This window comes from Cellulomonas sp. NPDC055163 (assembly GCF_053607065.1).
Map to the genome: position 1 here is coordinate 20,829 of NZ_JBSGSU010000019.1, position 16,561 is coordinate 37,389.

The window sequence follows — 16,561 nt, forward strand, 5'->3', positions numbered from 1 at the left end:
CCGGAGTCTCTTGGGGGATGGCTAGCGATCCCCCGGGCGGACCAAACGACCCGGCTCGCCGCGCGGGGCTACACGACGGTGTCCCGCACGTCGGTCCTCGTCCGGGACATCGACGCCCCGGCGGACGCCGACCTCTCCGCGGACGCCGACCTCTCCGCGGACGCCGACCTCTCCGCGGACGCCGACGTCCCCGCGGACGCCGACGTCTCCGCGGACGCCGACGTCTCCGCGGACGCCGACGTCCCGGCCGACGCCGACCTCCCGGGCAAGGCCGACCTCCCGCTCGACACCGACCGCGGCGCCCGACCGGCGGCGACCGGCGACCCGCTGCGGGTGACGTTCGCCGACGAGCCCGACGACGACTGGCTGCGGGGCTGGCTCGCGGTCAAGGCGAAGGGCGACGTCGACCTCGACCTCGCGCGCCGGGTCGCGTCCGGTGCACCCGCGCGCTATGCCACGGCGTGGGACGAGCACGGCGTCGTCGGGGTCATCCGGGCCGCGCGCGCCGGCGAGTGGGTCGGGCTCTCGTGCCTCATGGTCGCCGGGCGGGCGCGGCGACGAGGGCTCGGCCGCCGGCTCACGGAGCTCGCGCTGCACGACGCCGCCGAGCGCGGCGCGTCCCGCGCGTTCCTGCAGGTCGAGGAGCACAACGTCGGCGCCCGCGCGCTCTACCTCGGTGTCGGGTTCCAGGCTGCGGAGGTCTACGAGTACTGCGAGCGCCCGACCGCACCGGGACCGGCGCCGGCCGGCGGCTGCTGACCGCCCCGCCGCGAGTCGACGCGACCCGAGCCGCCCGTCGCCGGGCCGACCGCGCCGCCCGTCGCCGGACCGACCGAGCCGCCCCTCGCCGGACCGACCCGAGCCGCCCGTCGACGGACCGACCGCGCCGCCCGTCGCGCGTCGACGCGACCCGAGCCGCCCGTCGACGGACCGACCGCGCCGCCGTCGCGCCCCTCCCGGATCGCGCCGCCCCCGCCGCGCGGTCCACGACGCCTCGCCTGATACTGGGCGGATGATCTCGGTGGACCGTGCGCTGCTGCTGCACTCGGCCGGCCTGCGCTGGCGACCCCGCGCGGGCGACCGCTTCGCGCTGCGTCAGCCGGACCTCACCGGCGAGGTCTTCACGATCTCCGACATGATGATCGAGGCGCACGAGTTCCCGAGCGGCACCGTGCTCGGGTTCAACGGGACGACGGAGTGGGCGCTCGACTCCGTGGCGCAGGAGGACGCGGTGTGGCTCCCCGGCGAGGACCAGCTGCGCGAGCTGCTCGGCGGCACGTTCCGGAGCCTGACCCGTGTCGAGGACGGCTTCGAGGTCGAGGTGGAGCTGCCGGGCCGGGGACCCCGCGGGTTCCGCGCCGGCGACCCCGGCGACGCGTACGCCGACGCGCTGCTCGCGCTGGTCACCGCGGCCGTCGACCGGGTCTGACGCGTCTCGACCGCACGCCCCCGGACGTCACGGGACGGGTCGCCGCCCCGCTCGTGGCGCCCCCCGCGCGGTGGGACGGGGCCCGCCGGACCTGCGCCGCGCGCCCCGACGGTCGGCCGACGCCGACGCCCGCACGTCTAGACTTCACGCCATGTCCACCCTCTCCCGCGACGAGGTCGCGCGCGTGGCAGCCCTGGCCCGGATCGACCTGACGCCCGCCGAGCTCGACCGTCTCGCGGGCGAGCTCGACGTCATCGTCGAGTCGGTCGCGCGGGTCAGCGAGGTCGCCACGCCCGACGTGCCCGCCACGAGCCACCCGCTCCCGCTCACCAACGTCTTCCGCGCGGACGTCCCCGAGGCCCCGCTGCTCGCGGCCGACGCCCTCGCGGGCGCCCCGGCCGCGCGCGCCGGCAAGTTCCTCGTCCCGCAGATCCTGGAGGAGGACTGATGAGCGACCTCACGCGCCTGACCGCCGCCGACCTCGCCGAGCGCCTCGCCGCCGGGGACGTCTCGAGCGTCGAGGCGACGCAGGCGCACCTCGACCGGATCGCCGCCGTCGAGCCCGCCGTGCACGCGTTCCTGCACGTCAGCGGCGAGGAGGCGCTCGCCACAGCACGCGACGTCGATGCCCGGCGCGCGGCCGGCGAGCAGCTCCACACGCTCGCGGGCGTGCCGATCGCCGTCAAGGACATCGTCGTCACGAAGGGCCTCCCGACGACCGCGGGCTCGAAGATCCTCGAGGGCTGGGTTCCGCCGTACGACGCGACGCTCGTCGAGCGGATCAAGGCGGCCGGCCTGCCGATCCTCGGCAAGACGAACATGGACGAGTTCGCGATGGGCTCCAGCACCGAGCACTCCGCGTTCGGCAACACCCACAACCCGTGGGACCTCGACCGGATCCCCGGCGGCTCGGGCGGCGGTTCTGCGGCGGCGGTCGCCGCGTTCGAGGCCCCGCTCGCGATCGGCACCGACACCGGCGGCTCGATCCGTCAGCCCGCGGCCGTCACCGGCACGGTGGGCGTCAAGCCCACGTACGGCGGCGTCTCGCGGTATGGGCTCATCGCGCTCGCGTCGAGCCTCGACCAGGCCGGTCCCGTGACGCGCACCGTGCTCGACTCGGCGCTGCTGCACGAGCTCATCGGCGGCCACGACCCGCGCGACTCCACGTCGATCGACGAGCCGCTCCCCGGCCTCGTCGCCGCGGCGCGCCAGGGCCTCACGGGCGACCTGACCGGCGTGCGCGTCGGCGTCGTCACCGAGCTCACCGGCGAGGGCTACCAGCCCGGCGTCAGCGCGCGCTTCGCGGAGTCGCTCGAGGTGCTGCGCGGGGCGGGCGCGGAGATCGTCGAGGTCTCGTGCCCGCACTTCACCTACGCGCTCGGCGCGTACTACCTGATCCTGCCCAGCGAGGCGTCGAGCAACCTGGCCAAGTTCGACGGCATGCGCTTCGGCCTGCGGGTCGAGCCCAGCGAGGGCCCGGTGACGGCGGAGCGCGTGATGGGCGCGACGCGCGGCGCGGGCTTCGGCGACGAGGTCAAGCGGCGCATCATCCTCGGCACCTACGCGCTGTCGGCCGGGTACTACGACGCGTACTACGGCAGCGCCCAGAAGGTCCGCACGCTCATCCAGCGCGACTTCGACGCCGCGTTCACGAAGGCCGACGTGCTCGTCTCGCCGACGGCGCCGACCACGGCGTTCCGGCTCGGCGAGAAGCTCGACGACCCGCTGGCGATGTACCTCAACGACGTCGCGACCATCCCCGCGAACCTCGCGGGCGTCCCGGGGCTCTCGGTCCCCAACGGCCTGTCGGACGACGGCCTGCCGGTCGGCTTCCAGGTGCTCGCACCCGCGAAGGCCGACGACCGGCTCTACCGGGTGGGGGCGGCGCTCGAGGCGCTGCTCGAGGCGCAGTGGGGCGGGTCGATCCTCGACCGCGCGCCGGAGCTGGAGGTGGCGCGATGAGCACGCAGACCGTCGACCTGGTCGACTACGACGAGGCCGTGGCCCGGTTCGACCCGGTGCTCGGCATCGAGGTGCACGTCGAGCTCGGCACCCGCACCAAGATGTTCGACGCGGCACCGCAGACGTTCGGCGAGGAGCCCAACACGGCCGTCACGCCGGTCTCGCTCGGGCTGCCCGGCGCGCTGCCGGTCGTCAACGGCACCGCCGTGGAGTACGCGATCCGCATCGGCCTCGCGCTGAACTGCCAGATCGCCGAGCGCTGCCGCTTCGCGCGCAAGAACTACTTCTACCCGGACGTCCCGAAGAACTTCCAGACGTCGCAGTACGACGAGCCCATCGCGTTCGACGGGTGGATCGACGTCGAGCTCGAGGACGGGTCGACGTTCCGGGTCGAGATCGAGCGCGCGCACATGGAGGAGGACGCCGGCAAGAACACCCACGTCGGCGGCTCGACCGGGCGCATCCACGGCGCCGAGTACTCGCTCGTCGACTACAACCGCGCCGGGATCCCGCTCGTGGAGATCGTGACGCGGCCCATCACGGGTGCGGGCGCGCGCGTCCCCGAGGTCGCCCGCGCGTACGTCCAGACGCTCCGTGACATCTTCCGCACGCTCGGTGTCTCCGAGGCGCGGATGGAGCGCGGGAACGTCCGCGCCGACGTCAACCTGTCGCTGCGCGCGACCCCGGAGTCGCCGCTCGGCACGCGCACCGAGACCAAGAACGTGAACTCGTTCCGGTCGGTCGAGCGTGCGGTCCGCTACGAGGTGTCCCGCCAGGCTGCGGTGCTCGACGCGGGCGGCACGATCATCCAGGAGACCCGGCACTGGCACGAGGACACCGGCAGCACGACGCCGGGTCGCGTGAAGTCCGACGCCGAGGACTACCGCTACTTCCCCGAGCCGGACCTCGTGCCGATCGCGCCGGACCGTGCGTGGGTCGAGGAGATCCGTGCCGCGCTGCCCGAGCTGCCCGCGGCTCGCCGCCGCCGGCTGCAGGGGGAGTGGGGCTACGCCGACGCCGAGATGCGCGACGTCGTCAACGCGGGCGCGATCGAGCTCATCGAGGCGACCATCGCCGCGGGCGCGAGCCCGGCCGCCGCGCGCAAGTGGTGGATGGGCGAGCTGGCCCGCACCGCGAAGCAGCAGGAGGTGGAGCTGGCCGAGCTGCCGATCACGCCGACGCAGATCGGGGAGCTCCAGGCGCTCGTCGACGCCGGCCGGATCAACGACAAGCTCGCGCGCCAGGTGCTCGAGGGCGTGCTCGCGGGCGAGGGCGGCCCGGAGCAGGTCGTCGTCGGGCGCGGGCTCGAGGTCGTGTCGGACGACGGCCCGCTGCTCGAGGCGATCGATGCCGCGCTCGCGGGTCAGCCGGACATCGCGGCGAAGATCCGCTCGGGCAACCTCGGGCCGGTCGGCGCCATCATCGGCGCGGTCATGAAGGCCACCCGCGGCCAGGCCGACGCCGGCCGCGTGCGCGAGCTCGTGCTCGAGCGGGTCGCGCAGGGCTGACCTCGGGGCGCGGCACCGGCAGCAGCACCCGACGGCGGTCGGTCCCTCCGGGGTCGGCCGCCGTCGCCGTGCGTGCGACGCGCGTCCCAGGCGTCGTGGTGGCCCGACGGGTGCGGGACGAGCCGTCGGGAGCCCGGTGGCGCGTCGACCCGGACCGGGCCCGGCGCCGGCGGGTCGCTCAGCGGGACCGGCGTGCGTGCGCGTCGAGCGCGGCCTTCCGCTCCTCGGCGTGGTCGACGACCCGCTCGGGGTACTCCGGTGCCGCTGCGCGCGGGAGCTTCCACGGCTCGTGCACCGCCGCGCCCGGGATCCCGCGCAGCTCGGGCACCCAGCGCCGCACGTACGCGCCATCCGGGTCGAGCGTGCGCCCCTGCGTCACCGGGTTGAACACCCGGAAGTACGGCGCGGCGTCGCGACCGGTGCCCGCGACCCACTGCCAGTTGAGCTGGTTCTGCGGCACGTCACCGTCGACGAGCCAGCGCATGAAGTGCGCGGCGCCCCGTTGCCACGCGACGTGCAGGTCCTTGATCAGGAACGACGCGGTGACCATGCGCAGGCGCCCGTGCATCCAGCCCTCGGCGCGCAGCTGACGCATCCCGGCGTCGACGAACGGGTACCCGGTGCGACCCGCGGCCCACACCTCGAGCGCGGCGGTCTCGCGCTCGCCGGCCACCCACGAGTCGTCGGGCGCGACCTCGCGCAGCGACTGCCACGACGCGGCCGGGTGGTGGAACAGCACGTCGGCGTGGAACTCGCGCCACGCGAGCTCGGAGCGGAACGCGACGGCGCCGTCGCTGCGCCGGCGCGCGAGGTCGGCGAGGAGCGTGCGCGGGTGGATCTCGCCCCACTTGAGCGCGGGCGACAGACGGGACGTGGCGTCGAGGTCGGGGCGGTTCCGGTCGTCGGCGTACCCGGCGAGCCCGTCGTCGAGCATCGACTCCCAGCGCTCGCGTGCGGCGGCCTCCCCGGCCTCGGGCAGCTCGAGGCCGTCGAGCCCGGGTTCGTCGGGCAGCCCGTCGCTGCGGACGCCCTCGGCCCAGCGCGGCGCCGGGCCGGTCGCGGGTGCGCGCCAGCCGTGCGCGAGCCAGGCGGTGCGGAACGGGGTGAAGACCTGGAACGGGGTCCCGCCGCCGGTCAGCAGCCGGCCGGGGGCGACGGCGTAGGGCGAGCCGGTCGCGGTGAGCGCCGTTCCCTGTGCCTCGAGCGCGGACCGGACCTGCTCGTCGCGGCGTCGGCCGGCGGGCTCGTAGGACGAGGCCACGTGGACCTCGTCGGCCGCGACCTCCCGGGCCACGTCCGGGAGCACCTCGGTCGGGGCGCCGCGACGCACCACGAGGCGTCCGCCGGTCGCGTCGTCGAGCGCGCGCAGGCTGCGCAGCAGGTACGCACGGCGTGGGGCGCCCGACCGGGCCAGCAGGGTGTCGTCGAGCACGAACAGCGGCACGACGTCGCGCCCGCCGGCAGCGGCGGCGAGGAGTGCGGGGTTGTCCGCGAGGCGCAGGTCGCGTCGGAACCAGTGGATCGCGGTCACCCGGTCACGCTAGCCGCGTGGCCCCAGCGCGGCGCGGGGAGCGCCGCACGGGAGCGGCACCGACCCCGACGCCCGGTCGCGGGGAGCGGCGCGGTGCGGGCGCAGCGGCCCGGCGCACCGGCAGCGCGGCCCGGGCCCGCGCCGACCCTCCCGCGCCGCGTGCCGCGCGGCGAAACATGGTGGTCACCCGCTGTCCGTAGGCTCGCGGGTGGGGGCCACGATCAGGAGGAACGGACCGATGGAGAAGCCGACGCTCCAGGGCGAGATGATCCGGCTGCGACCCGTCCGCGCGGACGACGCCGACGCGATGTGGGACCTGGTGCAGGACGCCGAGGGCATGCGTCTGACCGGTACGACCGCGACGTTCACGCGCGAGCAGATCGCGGAGTGGTGCGCCACGATCTCGACGCACGAGGACCGCATCGACCTCGCCGTCACGTCGAGCGGCTCGGACGAGTACCGCGGGGAGATCGTCCTCAACGACATCGACCCGGTGGTGCGCAGCGCCAACCTGCGGCTCGTGATGCGCCCTGCGTACCGGGGGCGCGGCTACGGCACGGAGGCGATCCAGCTCGTGCTGGGGCTCGCGTTCGACGGTCTCGGGCTGCACCGCGTGGGGCTCGACGTGCTGAGCATCAACCACCGGGCGATCGCGATCTACGAGAACATCGGGTTCCGGCACGAGGGCCGGCTGCGGGACGCGTACCGCGACGGGGACCGGTGGTGCGACTCGGTCGTCATGGGGATCCTCGAGGACGAGTTCCGGGCGGCGCAGCTCGACTGAGCGCCGCGCCGCCCGGCGGGTGCGTCAGCGCAGCCAGGGGTTCGCGCGAACGAGCGCGAGCCGGGACCACGGGCGGCCGAGCCCCCAGGTGTCGCCCGCGAGCGTCGCGGCGAGGGCGATCGCGGCGAGCGTGAAGACGAGGTGCTGGTCGACGAGGGGGTTCTGGCTGCCCGCGGCGAACGGCCAGGCCGCGACGTACAGCGGGACCATGAGGAGCGCTGCGGCGACGGAGGCGACGCGGAGCCCGATGCCGAGCAGCAGCGCGAGGCCGACCCCGAGCATCCCCAGCATGAACAGCCAGTCCGACACGGGGCTCGCGATCGACGCGAAGAGGTCCTTGGCGGGGCCGTTCACGCCGTGCAGCAGGTAGCCCTGGCTGGGCGTTCCGCCCGTGATCCAGGCGCCCTCGCCCGGCGTGGCGTAGCCGAGGCCGAACGTCTTGTCGAGGAACGGCCACAGGAAGACGATCCCGAGGGCGATCCGCAGGGCGGCGAGCGCCCGGCGGGCACCCGCCGTGAGGCCGGGTCGTGCGAGGTCGGCGTCGTGCTGGGTGCTCTGGGTGCGGGCCGGTGCGACGGGTGAGGCAGTCATGGCGGGCGCTCCTTCAGGTCAGCGGAGCCGTGACCGTACCGTGACCTGGGAAGTGCAATCGTCAACTTGTCTTGCCTGCTGGGACGCCACCCCCGAGTGAAACGATTGGGTGGCGTCCCCGCAGGTGGATCGGCTCCGGCGAGCCTCCCGGGCTACGCGGACGCGCCCGAGGGGAGCCGCTCGGCCCAGACCGCGATCGCGTCACGCAGGTACACCGCGAGGCCCGGCGTGAACGCGTCGTACGTCGCCGTGAACCGCTCGTCGTCGACGTACATCTGCCCCAGCCCGCGGTAGGACTCGCGGTCCGGCGTCCAGAACAGCGCGATCTGCGCGTGGTGGCGCGTGACGAGCCCCTGCGTGCGCTCGTCGTCCGGCGCGAGACCCTCGGCCAGGCAGGCCGCGAGCCCCTCGCCGATCGCCTGGCTCTCGCGGTGGTGCGCCGCCTGCCCGTCCGCCCCGAGCCGGGCCCAGGCGTCGTTGCTGCGGTCCACCGCCGCGTCACCCCAGCGCTCGCGCGCCTCGGCGTCGTACTGGCTGTTGTCGAATCCTGCGTACAGGTCCTTCGCTGCCATGTCGTGCCCCCCTTCCAGGGACTCGAGGGTCGAGGCGACGGTCGCCGCGAGCCTGTCGAACCGGTCCCGCTCCGCCACGAGCCGGGCGTGGTGCTCGCGCAGCAGCCCGGCACGCGCGCCGTGCTCCCCGTCGGCCGCGAGCACGCGGGCGACGGTGGGCAGGTCGACGTCGAGCTCGCGGAGCACGAGGATCTGCTGCAGCCGCAGCAGCTCGTCGCGCCCGTAGAGCCGGCGCCCGCCCGCCGCCACGTCGACGGGGGTGAGCAGCCCGATCGCGTCGTAGTGGCGCAGGGTCCGGGACGTCACGCCCGAGAGGCGCGCGAGGTCCCCGATCGTCCAGGTCTCGCTCCGCACGTGCCGCCTCCTCGTCCCGACGGCGGTCCGTCCGCCGTCGTCCCCGACGCTAGAAGTTGACGCTGCGTCAACCGCAAGCCTCATTCTGCGCCGCTCCCGGGTGGCGACGGGCGAGGGGTGGCGCCGGAGCGCCGCCGGAGCTCTCGTGCGCGTGGGTGCCGGGTGGGACGCTGGGCGGATGACGACGCCGAGGACGACTCTCACCGCGACCGAGGTCTCCGCGCAGGTCGACGCCCGCCACTGGCGCGTCCTGCTCCAGCGGCTGCACGCGTCGTTCCGCACCGGCTCCTTCGAGCGGGGCCTCGAGCTCGTGACGCGGGTCGCCGCCGTCGCGGAGTCGCTGGACCACCACCCGGACGTCCACCTGTCGTACCCGCGCGTGCAGGTGTCGGTGCAGACGCACGACGCGGGCGGGCTGACCGCGAAGGACGTCGAGCTCGCGGCGGCGGTCAGCGCGGTCGCCGACGAGCTCGGGCTCGACGCCGAGGTGCCCGTGCTGTCCGTGCTCGAGGTCGCGATCGACGCCCTCGACATCCCGGCGGTCTACCCGTTCTGGCGCGCGGTGCTCGGCTACGTCCCCGAGGACCTGCCCGACGCGGACGACCCGTCCCCGGCGCTCCTCGACCCGGCCGGTCTCGGCCCCGCGGTGTGGTTCCAGCAGATGGATGCCCCGCGCCCGCAGCGCAACCGCATCCACCTCGACGTCACCGTGCCGCACGACGTCGCGGAGGAGCGCGTCGCGGCAGCCCTCGCGGCGGGCGGGCGCCTCGTGAGCGACGGGCGGGCTCCCGCGTTCTGGGTGCTCGCGGACGCCGAGGGCAACGAGGCGTGCGTGTGCACGTGGCAGGCGCGCGACTGAGCGACCCCCCGGCTCGCGCGCGAACGGCGACGCTCCGGCTCTGCTCGACGGGGACGCCGTCGCGTCACTCCCAGACGGCCACGCTGCGGCGGGTCGGCGCCCCGGTGTTGGCGGCGAAGAGCTCGGGGGAGCGGGAGCGCACGCGCTCGATGTCGTCGAAGACGGTGCGCAGGTGCGTGCGCATGAGCGGGCGCGCCTCGTGCGCGCCGCCGTGCAGGAGCGCGTCGAGCACGTGCGCGTGCTGCTCGACGAACACCTGGACGCTGCCGACCTCGGAGAGCCCGAGGCGCCGGGCCCGGTCGAGGTGCGCCTTCGCGGCGACGACCGACGGCCATGTGCCCTCGTGCCCGGCGAGGCGCATGAGCCCCTGGTGGAACAGCTCGTCGAGGCGGAAGAACTCCTCGTGGTCCCCCTCGACGAGACGCTGCAGCGCGATGTTCTCCTGCAGCGCGGCCGTGATGTCGGGATCCGGTGCGGCCGGCACGTCGTCGAGGGACGCGAGCTCGACGGCCTCGCGCAGGAACTGGGCGTCGGCGACGCGCTGCGGGTCCACCCGGGAGACGAACGAGCCGATCCTCGGGAAGATCTGCACGAGCCCCTCCTGCTGCAGCAGCATGAGCGCGTCACGCACGGGTGTCCGGGAGACGCCGAGCTCGGCGGCGAGCTCGTTCTCCGACAGGGGCGCTCCCGGCTGGAGGTCGAGGGTGACGACCCGTCGGCGGAGCTCGGCGTACACCACCCGGCCGGCGGAGCGCGGGCCGGGGTCCGCACCGCGCTGACGCGCGCCGGTGCCGGCGTCGGGCGACCCGGGGCGGAACGCGCTGGCACCGCCGTTCGTGCTGCCTGCCGTCGCTCGCGTCACGCCGACTCCTCGCCTCGTCCTGTCCGCGATTCGGTCCGCGGCCGTCGGTCCCGCGTACCGACCTGATCCCGCGCACTTGTATACAACCCGTGCGTGTCAGTGCAGGTCAAGCCGGGCGCCGGGCTGCGCGCCCGGCGGGGGGTGCCGCGCCGCGACCCCGCGGGTGCCGCGGCGGGAGGTCGCCAGGGCTTGACACGCGGTGCATATCACCCTTGTATACAAGCACTGCATCGCAGCAGTGCGACCGCCGGGCAGGGGCTCGGGTCGGCAGGCAGCCGGAGGGGGAACGCCACGTGAGCACGATCGAACGTGCCGAGGTCTTCGTCGCAGGACCGGGACGGAACTTCGTCACGCTGCGCATCACGACGTCCGACGGCGTCACCGGGCTCGGCGACGCGACCCTGAACGGTCGCGAGCTCGCGGTCGCGAGCTACCTGCGCGACCACGTCGTCCCCCTGCTGATCGGCCGGGACCCCGCGCGCATCGAGGACATGTGGCAGTACCTGTACCGCGGCCCGTACTGGCGCCGCGGGCCCGTCACCATGACGTCGATCGCCGCGGTCGACACCGCGCTGTGGGACATCAAGGGCAAGGTCGCGGGGCTGCCCGTCTACCAGCTGCTCGGCGGGCGCTCGCGCGACAACGTGATGGTCTACGGCCACGCGAGCGGCGCCGACACCGCGGAGCTGCTCGACGACGTCGTCCGGTTCCGCGAGCTCGGCTACGGGGCGGTCCGTGCACAGGCGGCCGTGCCCGAGGTCGGCGGCACCTACGGCGTGCGCAAGGGGGCGATCTACGAGCCCGCCGCGAGCGCGCTGCCCGAGGAGCAGCCCTGGTCGACCGAGGCCTACCTGCGGTTCGCCCCGACGTACCTCGAGGAGATCCGCTCGAAGCTCGGCTTCGACTTCCACCTGCTGCACGACGTGCACCACCGGCTCACGCCGCTCGAGGCCGCGCGCTTCGGCAAGAGCGTCGAGGACGTGCAGCTGTTCTGGATGGAGGACCCGACGCCGGCGGAGAACCAGGAGGCGTTCCGTCTCATCCGCCAGCACACCACGACGCCCGTCGCGGTCGGCGAGGTCCTCACGAGCATCTGGGACGTCCAGCACCTCATCACCGAGCAGCTGATCGACTACGTGCGCACGACCGTCGTGCACGCGGGCGGCATCACGCACCTGCGCCGCATCTTCGACCTCGCCGCGCTGTACCAGGTGCGGACCGGTTCGCACGGCGCGACGGACCTCTCGCCGGTCACGCTCGCCGCGGCCGTGCACGTCGACCTGACCGTGCCGAACTTCGGCATCCAGGAGTACATGGAGCACGCGCCCGAGACCATGGAGGTCTTCCGCAGCGGCGTCCGGTTCGCGGACGGGGCGCTGGACGTCGACGAGACCCCCGGGCTCGGCGTCGAGTACGACGAGAAGGCCGCCGCTCGCTTCCCGTACGAGCCCCGGTACCTGCCGGTCGCGCGCCGGCTCGACGGGTCCGTGCACGACTGGTGAGGGCACCCGCGCCGGCCTCCCGCCGCGCGCCGTCACGGACGACCTCGCGGCACCCCGTCGCGGACGCCCGACCGAGCTGACCATCCCGACCGGCACGACCGGTCCACCCCGGTGCCCGCCACGGCGCCGGCACCACCACGCCTGTGCCTCTCGTCGGGAACCTCCGAGAGGGCGGGCACGACGCATCGGACCGCTGTCGCGGGCGAAGGAGCACACGATGACGCACGACAACCTGACGGCGCCGGGCGTGACCGTCGAGAGGACAGCCGGTGACCTCAAGCGGGTCGCGGTCTCCGGCTGGCTCGGCACGGCCATGGAGTTCATGGACTTCCAGCTGTACTCGCTCGCCGCAGCCATCGTCTTCAACGAGATCTTCTTCCCCGAGGTCGACCCGGCGATCGGTCTCATCGCCGCGATGGGCACCTACGGCGTCGGCTACGTCGCCCGGCTCGCGGGGGCCGTGTACTTCGGCCGGATGGGGGACCGGATCGGCCGCAAGCGGGTCCTGTTCCTCACCATCGCGCTCATGGGCGCCTCGACGACGCTCATCGGCGTCCTCCCGACCTACGCCCAGGTCGGGCTCCTGGCGCCGGTCCTCCTCGTCGTCCTGCGGCTCGTGCAGGGCTTCGGCGCCGGCGCCGAGATCGCGGGCGCGACGACGATGCTCGCGGAGTACGCGCCGGTGAAGAAGCGCGGCGTCATCGCCTCGCTGGTGAGCCTCGGGACCAACACCGGCACGCTCGCCGCGACCGGCCTGTGGGCGCTGCTGATCGCGCTGCTGACGGAGGAGCAGCTGCTCTCGTGGGGGTGGCGCCTGCCGTTCCTGTTCAGCTTCGTGCTCATGATCTTCGCGATCTGGATCCGGACGCACCTCAAGGAGAGCCCGGTCTTCGAGAGCCGTGCGGACGTGACCGCGGACGGCGTCGCGCTGACCCGCGAGGAGCTCGAGGCGGCCGCGGCGACGACCGCGGACGCGCACACGGCCGAGGCCGGCGTCCTGGAGGCCGCGCTGCGCCAGCGTAAGGGCAAGGCGTTCTTCATCGCGCTCGGGCTGCGGTTCGGCCAGGCCGGCAACTCCGGCCTGATCCAGACGTTCCTCGTCGGGTACATCGCCACGACGCTGCTGCTCGACCGGAGCGTCGCGACGAACGCGATCCTCTACAGCTCGATCGTCGGCTTCGCGACCGTGCCCGTCGTCGGGCTGCTCGGCGACCGGTTCGGCCGTCGCCCCGTGTACATGGTGCTCACGGTGGTCTCCGCGATCCTGGCGTTCCCGCTCCTCAACCTCGTCCAGCAGGGCAGCACGCTCGCGCTGACGATCTCGATGATCCTGCTGCACAACCTCGCGGTCCTGGGCCTGTTCTCGCTCGAGAGCGTGACGATGGCCGAGCTCTTCGGGGCCCGCACCCGCTTCACGCAGCTCGCGCTCGCCAAGGAGATCGGCGGCATCCTCGCCACCGCGATCGGCCCGCTGCTCGCGGCGACGCTCACCGCCGTCACGGGGTCGTGGTGGCCCATCGCGGCGATGCTCGTGGTGTACAGCCTCATCACGCTCGTCTCGGCCGTCGTCTCGCCCGAGGTCCGCGGACGCGACCTCGTCCGGCTCGAGGACGCCGTATGAGGGCCGTCGTGGTCCACGGCGCGGGCGACCTCCGCGTCGACGACCTCCCGGACCCGACGCCCGCTCCCGGCGAGGTCCTGGTCGCGATGGAGTGGGGCGGCGTGTGCGGCTCCGACCTCGCGTACTGGCGGCACGGCCGCTCCGGGACCGCGGTGCTGCGGCACCCCCTGGTCCTCGGGCACGAGGTCGCGGGGCGCGTCGTGGCCACCGGCGCAGACGTGCGAGGTCTCGAGGTGGGCCGGCCTGTCACCTTCCAGCCGGCCCAGCTCGTGGGCGACGGCGTGATGCCGCCTCGGCTCGCGGGGCGCACCAACCTCTACCCGGCGGTGCGGTACTTCGGTTCCGCGGCGTTCGACCCGCACACCGACGGCGGCTTCTGCGAGCTCAAGGCGGTCCGCGCCGAGCAGGTCCGCCCGCTGCCCGACGGCGTCTCCACGCGGCGCGGTGCGCTCGCGGAGCCGCTCGCCGTCGCGATCCACGCGGTGCGGCGCGTCGACGTGTCCGGGCGCACGGTGCTCGTCAACGGCTGCGGACCGATCGGCGCCCTCGTCGTCGCCGCGGCGAAGCACCACGGCGCCGCGACCGTGATCGCCGCGGACGTCGCCGCGCCGTCGCTCGCGGTGGCGCGTGCCATGGGCGCCGACGAGGTGGTCGACGTCTCGGCGGGGCCGCTCCCGGAGGACGTCGAGCTCGTGTTCGAGGCGTCGGGCGTGCCGGGGGCGCTCGGGGCCGTGCTGCACGCGACCGCCAAGGGCGGCACGCTCGTGCAGGTCGGGAACCTCCCGGGGACCGAGGCGACGGCCGTGCTCGGCGAGCTCGTGACGCGCGAGATCACCTGGATGGGCTCCTACCGCTTCGCCGACGAGATCGACGACGCGATCGCGGCGCTCGCGGACGGCCTCGACGTGGACCCGCTCATGACGCACACGTTCGGGATCGACGAGGCCGCGGAGGCGCTGCGCGTCGCGGCCGACCGGAGCACCGGCAGCAGCAAGGTCATGCTGCGCCTCGGGCCCGAGGCCTGAGGTCGTCGGCCGGACCGGGGTGGGTGGGTCGAACCGCCCCGCGGCACGCCCGTGGTCCGCAGTGCGACCCTCCGCCCGAGGCGCTCCGGAGCCGACCTACACTCGCGAGCATGACCACGTCCGTGTCCGCTGACAGCACCCAGCCGCGCTCGACGACGCCGCCGTCGGCGCCCGCGCCCACCCCGATCGACGGCATCGACTTCAAGCCGCGCTCGCGCACGGTCACCGACGGGCTCGAGGCCACGGCCTCGCGCGGGATGCTGCGCGCGGTCGGTCTGGGCGACGACGACTTCGCGAAGCCGCAGATCGGCGTCGCGAGCTCGTGGAACGAGATCACGCCGTGCAACCTGTCCCTCGACCGCCTCGCGAAGGCCGTCAAGGTCGGCGTGCACGCGGCGGGCGGCTTCCCGCTCGAGTTCGGCACGATCTCGGTGTCCGACGGCATCTCGATGGGCCACGAGGGCATGCACTTCTCGCTCGTGAGCCGCGACATCATCGCCGACTCCGTCGAGACCGTCATGCAGGCCGAGCGGCTCGACGGGTCGGTGCTCCTCGCGGGCTGCGACAAGTCGCTGCCCGGGATGCTCATGGCCGCCGCGCGCCTCGACGTGTCGAGCGTGTTCCTCTACGCCGGGTCGATCGCGCCGGGCTTCGTGCGGCTCACGGACGGCACCGAGAAGGACGTCACTATCATCGACGCGTTCGAGGCCGTCGGGGCGTGCGCCCGCGGGCTCATGAGCCGCGAGGACGTCGACCTCATCGAGCGCGCCGTGTGCCCGGGCGAGGGCGCGTGCGGCGGGATGTACACCGCGAACACGATGGCCTCGGTCGCCGAGGCGATGGGCATGTCGCTGCCCGGCTCGGCCGCGCCGCCGTCGGCCGACCGCCGCCGTGACGCGTTCGCCGAGAAGTCCGGTGCCGCCGTCGTCGAGCTGCTGCGCCGCGGCATCACCGCGCGCGACATCATGACGAAGGAGGCGTTCGAGAACGCGATCGCCGTCGTCATGGCGTTCGGCGGCTCGACCAACGCGGTGCTGCACCTGCTCGCGATCGCCCACGAGGCCGAGGTCGACCTCACGCTCGACGACTTCTCCCGTGTCGCCGCCAAGGTCCCGCACCTCGGCGACCTCAAGCCGTTCGGCCGCTACGTCATGAACGACGTCGACCGCATCGGCGGCGTGCCGGTCATCATGAAGGCCCTGCTCGACGCGGGGCTGCTGCACGGGGACTGCCTCACGGTCACCGGGAAGACGATCGCGGAGAACCTCGCGGACATCGCGCCCCCGGACCCGGACGGCAAGATCCTGCGTGCGATGGGCAACCCGATCCACACGACGGGCGGCATCACGATCCTGCACGGCTCGCTCGCGCCCGAGGGTGCCGTCGTGAAGTCGGCGGGCTTCGACTCGGACGTCTTCGAGGGCACCGCGCGCGTGTTCGACCGCGAGCGCGCGGCGATGGACGCGCTCGAGGACGGGACGATCGTCGCGGGCGACGTCGTCGTGATCCGCTACGAGGGGCCGAAGGGCGGGCCGGGCATGCGCGAGATGCTCGCGATCACCGGCGCGATCAAGGGCGCGGGCCTCGGCAAGGACGTGCTGCTGCTCACCGACGGGCGCTTCTCGGGCGGGACGACGGGCCTGTGCGTCGGTCACGTGGCCCCCGAGGCCGTCGACGGCGGCCCCATCGCGTTCGTGCGTGACGGCGACCGGATCCGGCTCGACGTGGCGAACGCGACGCTCGAGGTCCTGGTCGACGACGCCGAGCTCGAGTCGCGCAAGGTCGGCTGGGCCCCGCTGCCCCCGACCTACACGCGCGGGGTGCTCGCGAAGTACGCCAAGCTCGTGCAGTCGGCGTCGAAGGGCGCCGTGCTGATCTGACCCACGCCGGTCCCGCAGGGGCGGGGGGGGGAGGGGAGGGAGAGGGGGGGGGGGGCGGGGGGGTTGGTTGTTTTCCCCCCC

15 protein-coding genes are annotated in these 16,561 nt (G+C 74.2%); 11 read left to right on the forward strand and 4 right to left on the reverse strand.

Annotated elements, in window-relative coordinates; all coding sequences use genetic code 11:
* From ACWFNE_RS21260 to gatB, 5 genes are all read left to right on the forward strand, one after another.
* On the forward strand, positions 1 to 759 hold a 759-nt coding region (locus ACWFNE_RS21260), incomplete at its 5' end, for a GNAT family N-acetyltransferase (RefSeq protein WP_452124419.1).
* A gap of 253 nt (positions 760 to 1,012) precedes the next feature.
* Positions 1,013 to 1,429, forward strand: a complete 417-nt coding sequence (locus ACWFNE_RS21265; RefSeq protein ID WP_452124420.1) for a pilus assembly protein CpaE — start codon at positions 1,013 to 1,015, stop codon at positions 1,427 to 1,429.
* A 151-nt stretch (positions 1,430 to 1,580) separates the two neighbouring features.
* Complete coding sequence (gene gatC, locus ACWFNE_RS21270; protein ID WP_452124421.1) at positions 1,581 to 1,877, forward strand: Asp-tRNA(Asn)/Glu-tRNA(Gln) amidotransferase subunit GatC; 297 nt, start codon at positions 1,581 to 1,583, stop codon at positions 1,875 to 1,877.
* A complete protein-coding gene (gene gatA, locus ACWFNE_RS21275; protein ID WP_452124422.1) occupies positions 1,877 to 3,391 on the forward strand; it encodes an Asp-tRNA(Asn)/Glu-tRNA(Gln) amidotransferase subunit GatA in 1,515 nt (504 codons plus the stop codon). The genes gatC and gatA overlap by 1 nt, the downstream gene beginning before the upstream one ends.
* Positions 3,388 to 4,899, forward strand: a complete 1,512-nt coding sequence (gatB, locus tag ACWFNE_RS21280) for an Asp-tRNA(Asn)/Glu-tRNA(Gln) amidotransferase subunit GatB (protein WP_452124423.1) — start codon at positions 3,388 to 3,390, stop codon at positions 4,897 to 4,899. Before gatA ends, gatB begins: the two co-directional genes overlap by 4 nt.
* Before the next feature lie 178 nt (positions 4,900 to 5,077).
* Here the strand turns inward: gatB and ACWFNE_RS21285 are convergent, their stop codons facing one another.
* Positions 5,078 to 6,430, reverse strand: coding sequence for a cryptochrome/photolyase family protein (locus ACWFNE_RS21285; protein ID WP_452124424.1), 1,353 nt, complete (start codon positions 6,428 to 6,430; stop codon positions 5,078 to 5,080).
* Positions 6,431 to 6,668: 238 nt separating this feature from the next.
* Between ACWFNE_RS21285 and ACWFNE_RS21290 the strand changes: the two genes are divergently transcribed.
* Positions 6,669 to 7,214, forward strand: coding sequence for a GNAT family N-acetyltransferase (locus ACWFNE_RS21290; protein ID WP_452124425.1), 546 nt, complete (start codon positions 6,669 to 6,671; stop codon positions 7,212 to 7,214).
* A 24-nt stretch (positions 7,215 to 7,238) separates the two neighbouring features.
* On the opposite strand, the gene ACWFNE_RS21295 is transcribed toward ACWFNE_RS21290, so the two are convergent.
* Entirely contained in the window at positions 7,239 to 7,805 is a 567-nt protein-coding gene (locus ACWFNE_RS21295) for a DoxX family protein (RefSeq protein ID WP_452124426.1), read from the reverse strand.
* Between the two features lie 152 nt (positions 7,806 to 7,957).
* On the reverse strand, positions 7,958 to 8,731 hold the full coding sequence (locus ACWFNE_RS21300; RefSeq protein ID WP_452124427.1) for a MerR family transcriptional regulator: 774 nt from the start codon (positions 8,729 to 8,731) through the stop codon (positions 7,958 to 7,960).
* A gap of 178 nt (positions 8,732 to 8,909) precedes the next feature.
* Between ACWFNE_RS21300 and ACWFNE_RS21305 the strand changes: the two genes are divergently transcribed.
* The gene (locus tag ACWFNE_RS21305; RefSeq protein ID WP_452124428.1) at positions 8,910 to 9,590 is read left to right on the forward strand and encodes a 4a-hydroxytetrahydrobiopterin dehydratase; all 681 of its coding nucleotides are present in this window, start codon (positions 8,910 to 8,912) and stop codon (positions 9,588 to 9,590) included.
* Positions 9,591 to 9,654: 64 nt separating this feature from the next.
* On the opposite strand, the gene ACWFNE_RS21310 is transcribed toward ACWFNE_RS21305, so the two are convergent.
* Complete coding sequence (locus ACWFNE_RS21310; RefSeq protein ID WP_452124429.1) at positions 9,655 to 10,452, reverse strand: GntR family transcriptional regulator; 798 nt, start codon at positions 10,450 to 10,452, stop codon at positions 9,655 to 9,657.
* A 293-nt stretch (positions 10,453 to 10,745) separates the two neighbouring features.
* Here ACWFNE_RS21310 and manD point away from each other — a divergent pair, with 293 nt between their 5' ends.
* The 4 genes from manD to ilvD all read left to right on the forward strand — a co-directional run bounded on the left by manD (position 10,746) and on the right by ilvD (position 16,480).
* Positions 10,746 to 11,954 carry a D-mannonate dehydratase ManD gene (gene manD / locus ACWFNE_RS21315; RefSeq protein ID WP_452124430.1) on the forward strand — a complete coding sequence of 403 codons (1,209 nt, stop codon included), beginning with the start codon at positions 10,746 to 10,748 and terminating at the stop codon, positions 11,952 to 11,954.
* Positions 11,955 to 12,171: 217 nt separating this feature from the next.
* Positions 12,172 to 13,575, forward strand: coding sequence for an MFS transporter (locus tag ACWFNE_RS21320; RefSeq protein WP_452124431.1), 1,404 nt, complete (start codon positions 12,172 to 12,174; stop codon positions 13,573 to 13,575).
* The gene (locus ACWFNE_RS21325; RefSeq protein WP_452124432.1) at positions 13,572 to 14,600 is read left to right on the forward strand and encodes an L-idonate 5-dehydrogenase; all 1,029 of its coding nucleotides are present in this window, start codon (positions 13,572 to 13,574) and stop codon (positions 14,598 to 14,600) included. The genes ACWFNE_RS21320 and ACWFNE_RS21325 overlap by 4 nt, the downstream gene beginning before the upstream one ends.
* A 110-nt stretch (positions 14,601 to 14,710) precedes the next feature.
* On the forward strand, positions 14,711 to 16,480 hold the full coding sequence (gene ilvD / locus ACWFNE_RS21330) for a dihydroxy-acid dehydratase (RefSeq protein ID WP_452124433.1): 1,770 nt from the start codon (positions 14,711 to 14,713) through the stop codon (positions 16,478 to 16,480).
* The last annotated feature ends 81 nt before the right edge of the window (positions 16,481 to 16,561 follow it).

Bases quoted from the DNA above. Each gene is read 5' to 3' on its own strand.
- ACWFNE_RS21320 (WP_452124431.1), top strand. From the start codon at position 12,172: ATGACGCACGACAACCTGACGGCGCCGGGCGTGACCGTCGAGAGGACA.
- ACWFNE_RS21325 (WP_452124432.1), top strand. From the start codon at position 13,572: ATGAGGGCCGTCGTGGTCCACGGCGCGGGCGACCTCCGCGTCGACGAC.
- gatC (WP_452124421.1), top strand. From the start codon at position 1,581: ATGTCCACCCTCTCCCGCGACGAGGTCGCGCGCGTGGCAGCCCTGGCC.
- ACWFNE_RS21265 (WP_452124420.1), top strand. From the start codon at position 1,013: ATGATCTCGGTGGACCGTGCGCTGCTGCTGCACTCGGCCGGCCTGCGC.
- ACWFNE_RS21295 (WP_452124426.1), bottom strand. From the start codon at position 7,805: ATGACTGCCTCACCCGTCGCACCGGCCCGCACCCAGAGCACCCAGCAC.
- gatB (WP_452124423.1), top strand. From the start codon at position 3,388: ATGAGCACGCAGACCGTCGACCTGGTCGACTACGACGAGGCCGTGGCC.
- gatA (WP_452124422.1), top strand. From the start codon at position 1,877: ATGAGCGACCTCACGCGCCTGACCGCCGCCGACCTCGCCGAGCGCCTC.
- ilvD (WP_452124433.1), top strand. From the start codon at position 14,711: ATGACCACGTCCGTGTCCGCTGACAGCACCCAGCCGCGCTCGACGACG.
- ACWFNE_RS21290 (WP_452124425.1), top strand. From the start codon at position 6,669: ATGGAGAAGCCGACGCTCCAGGGCGAGATGATCCGGCTGCGACCCGTC.
- ACWFNE_RS21305 (WP_452124428.1), top strand. From the start codon at position 8,910: ATGACGACGCCGAGGACGACTCTCACCGCGACCGAGGTCTCCGCGCAG.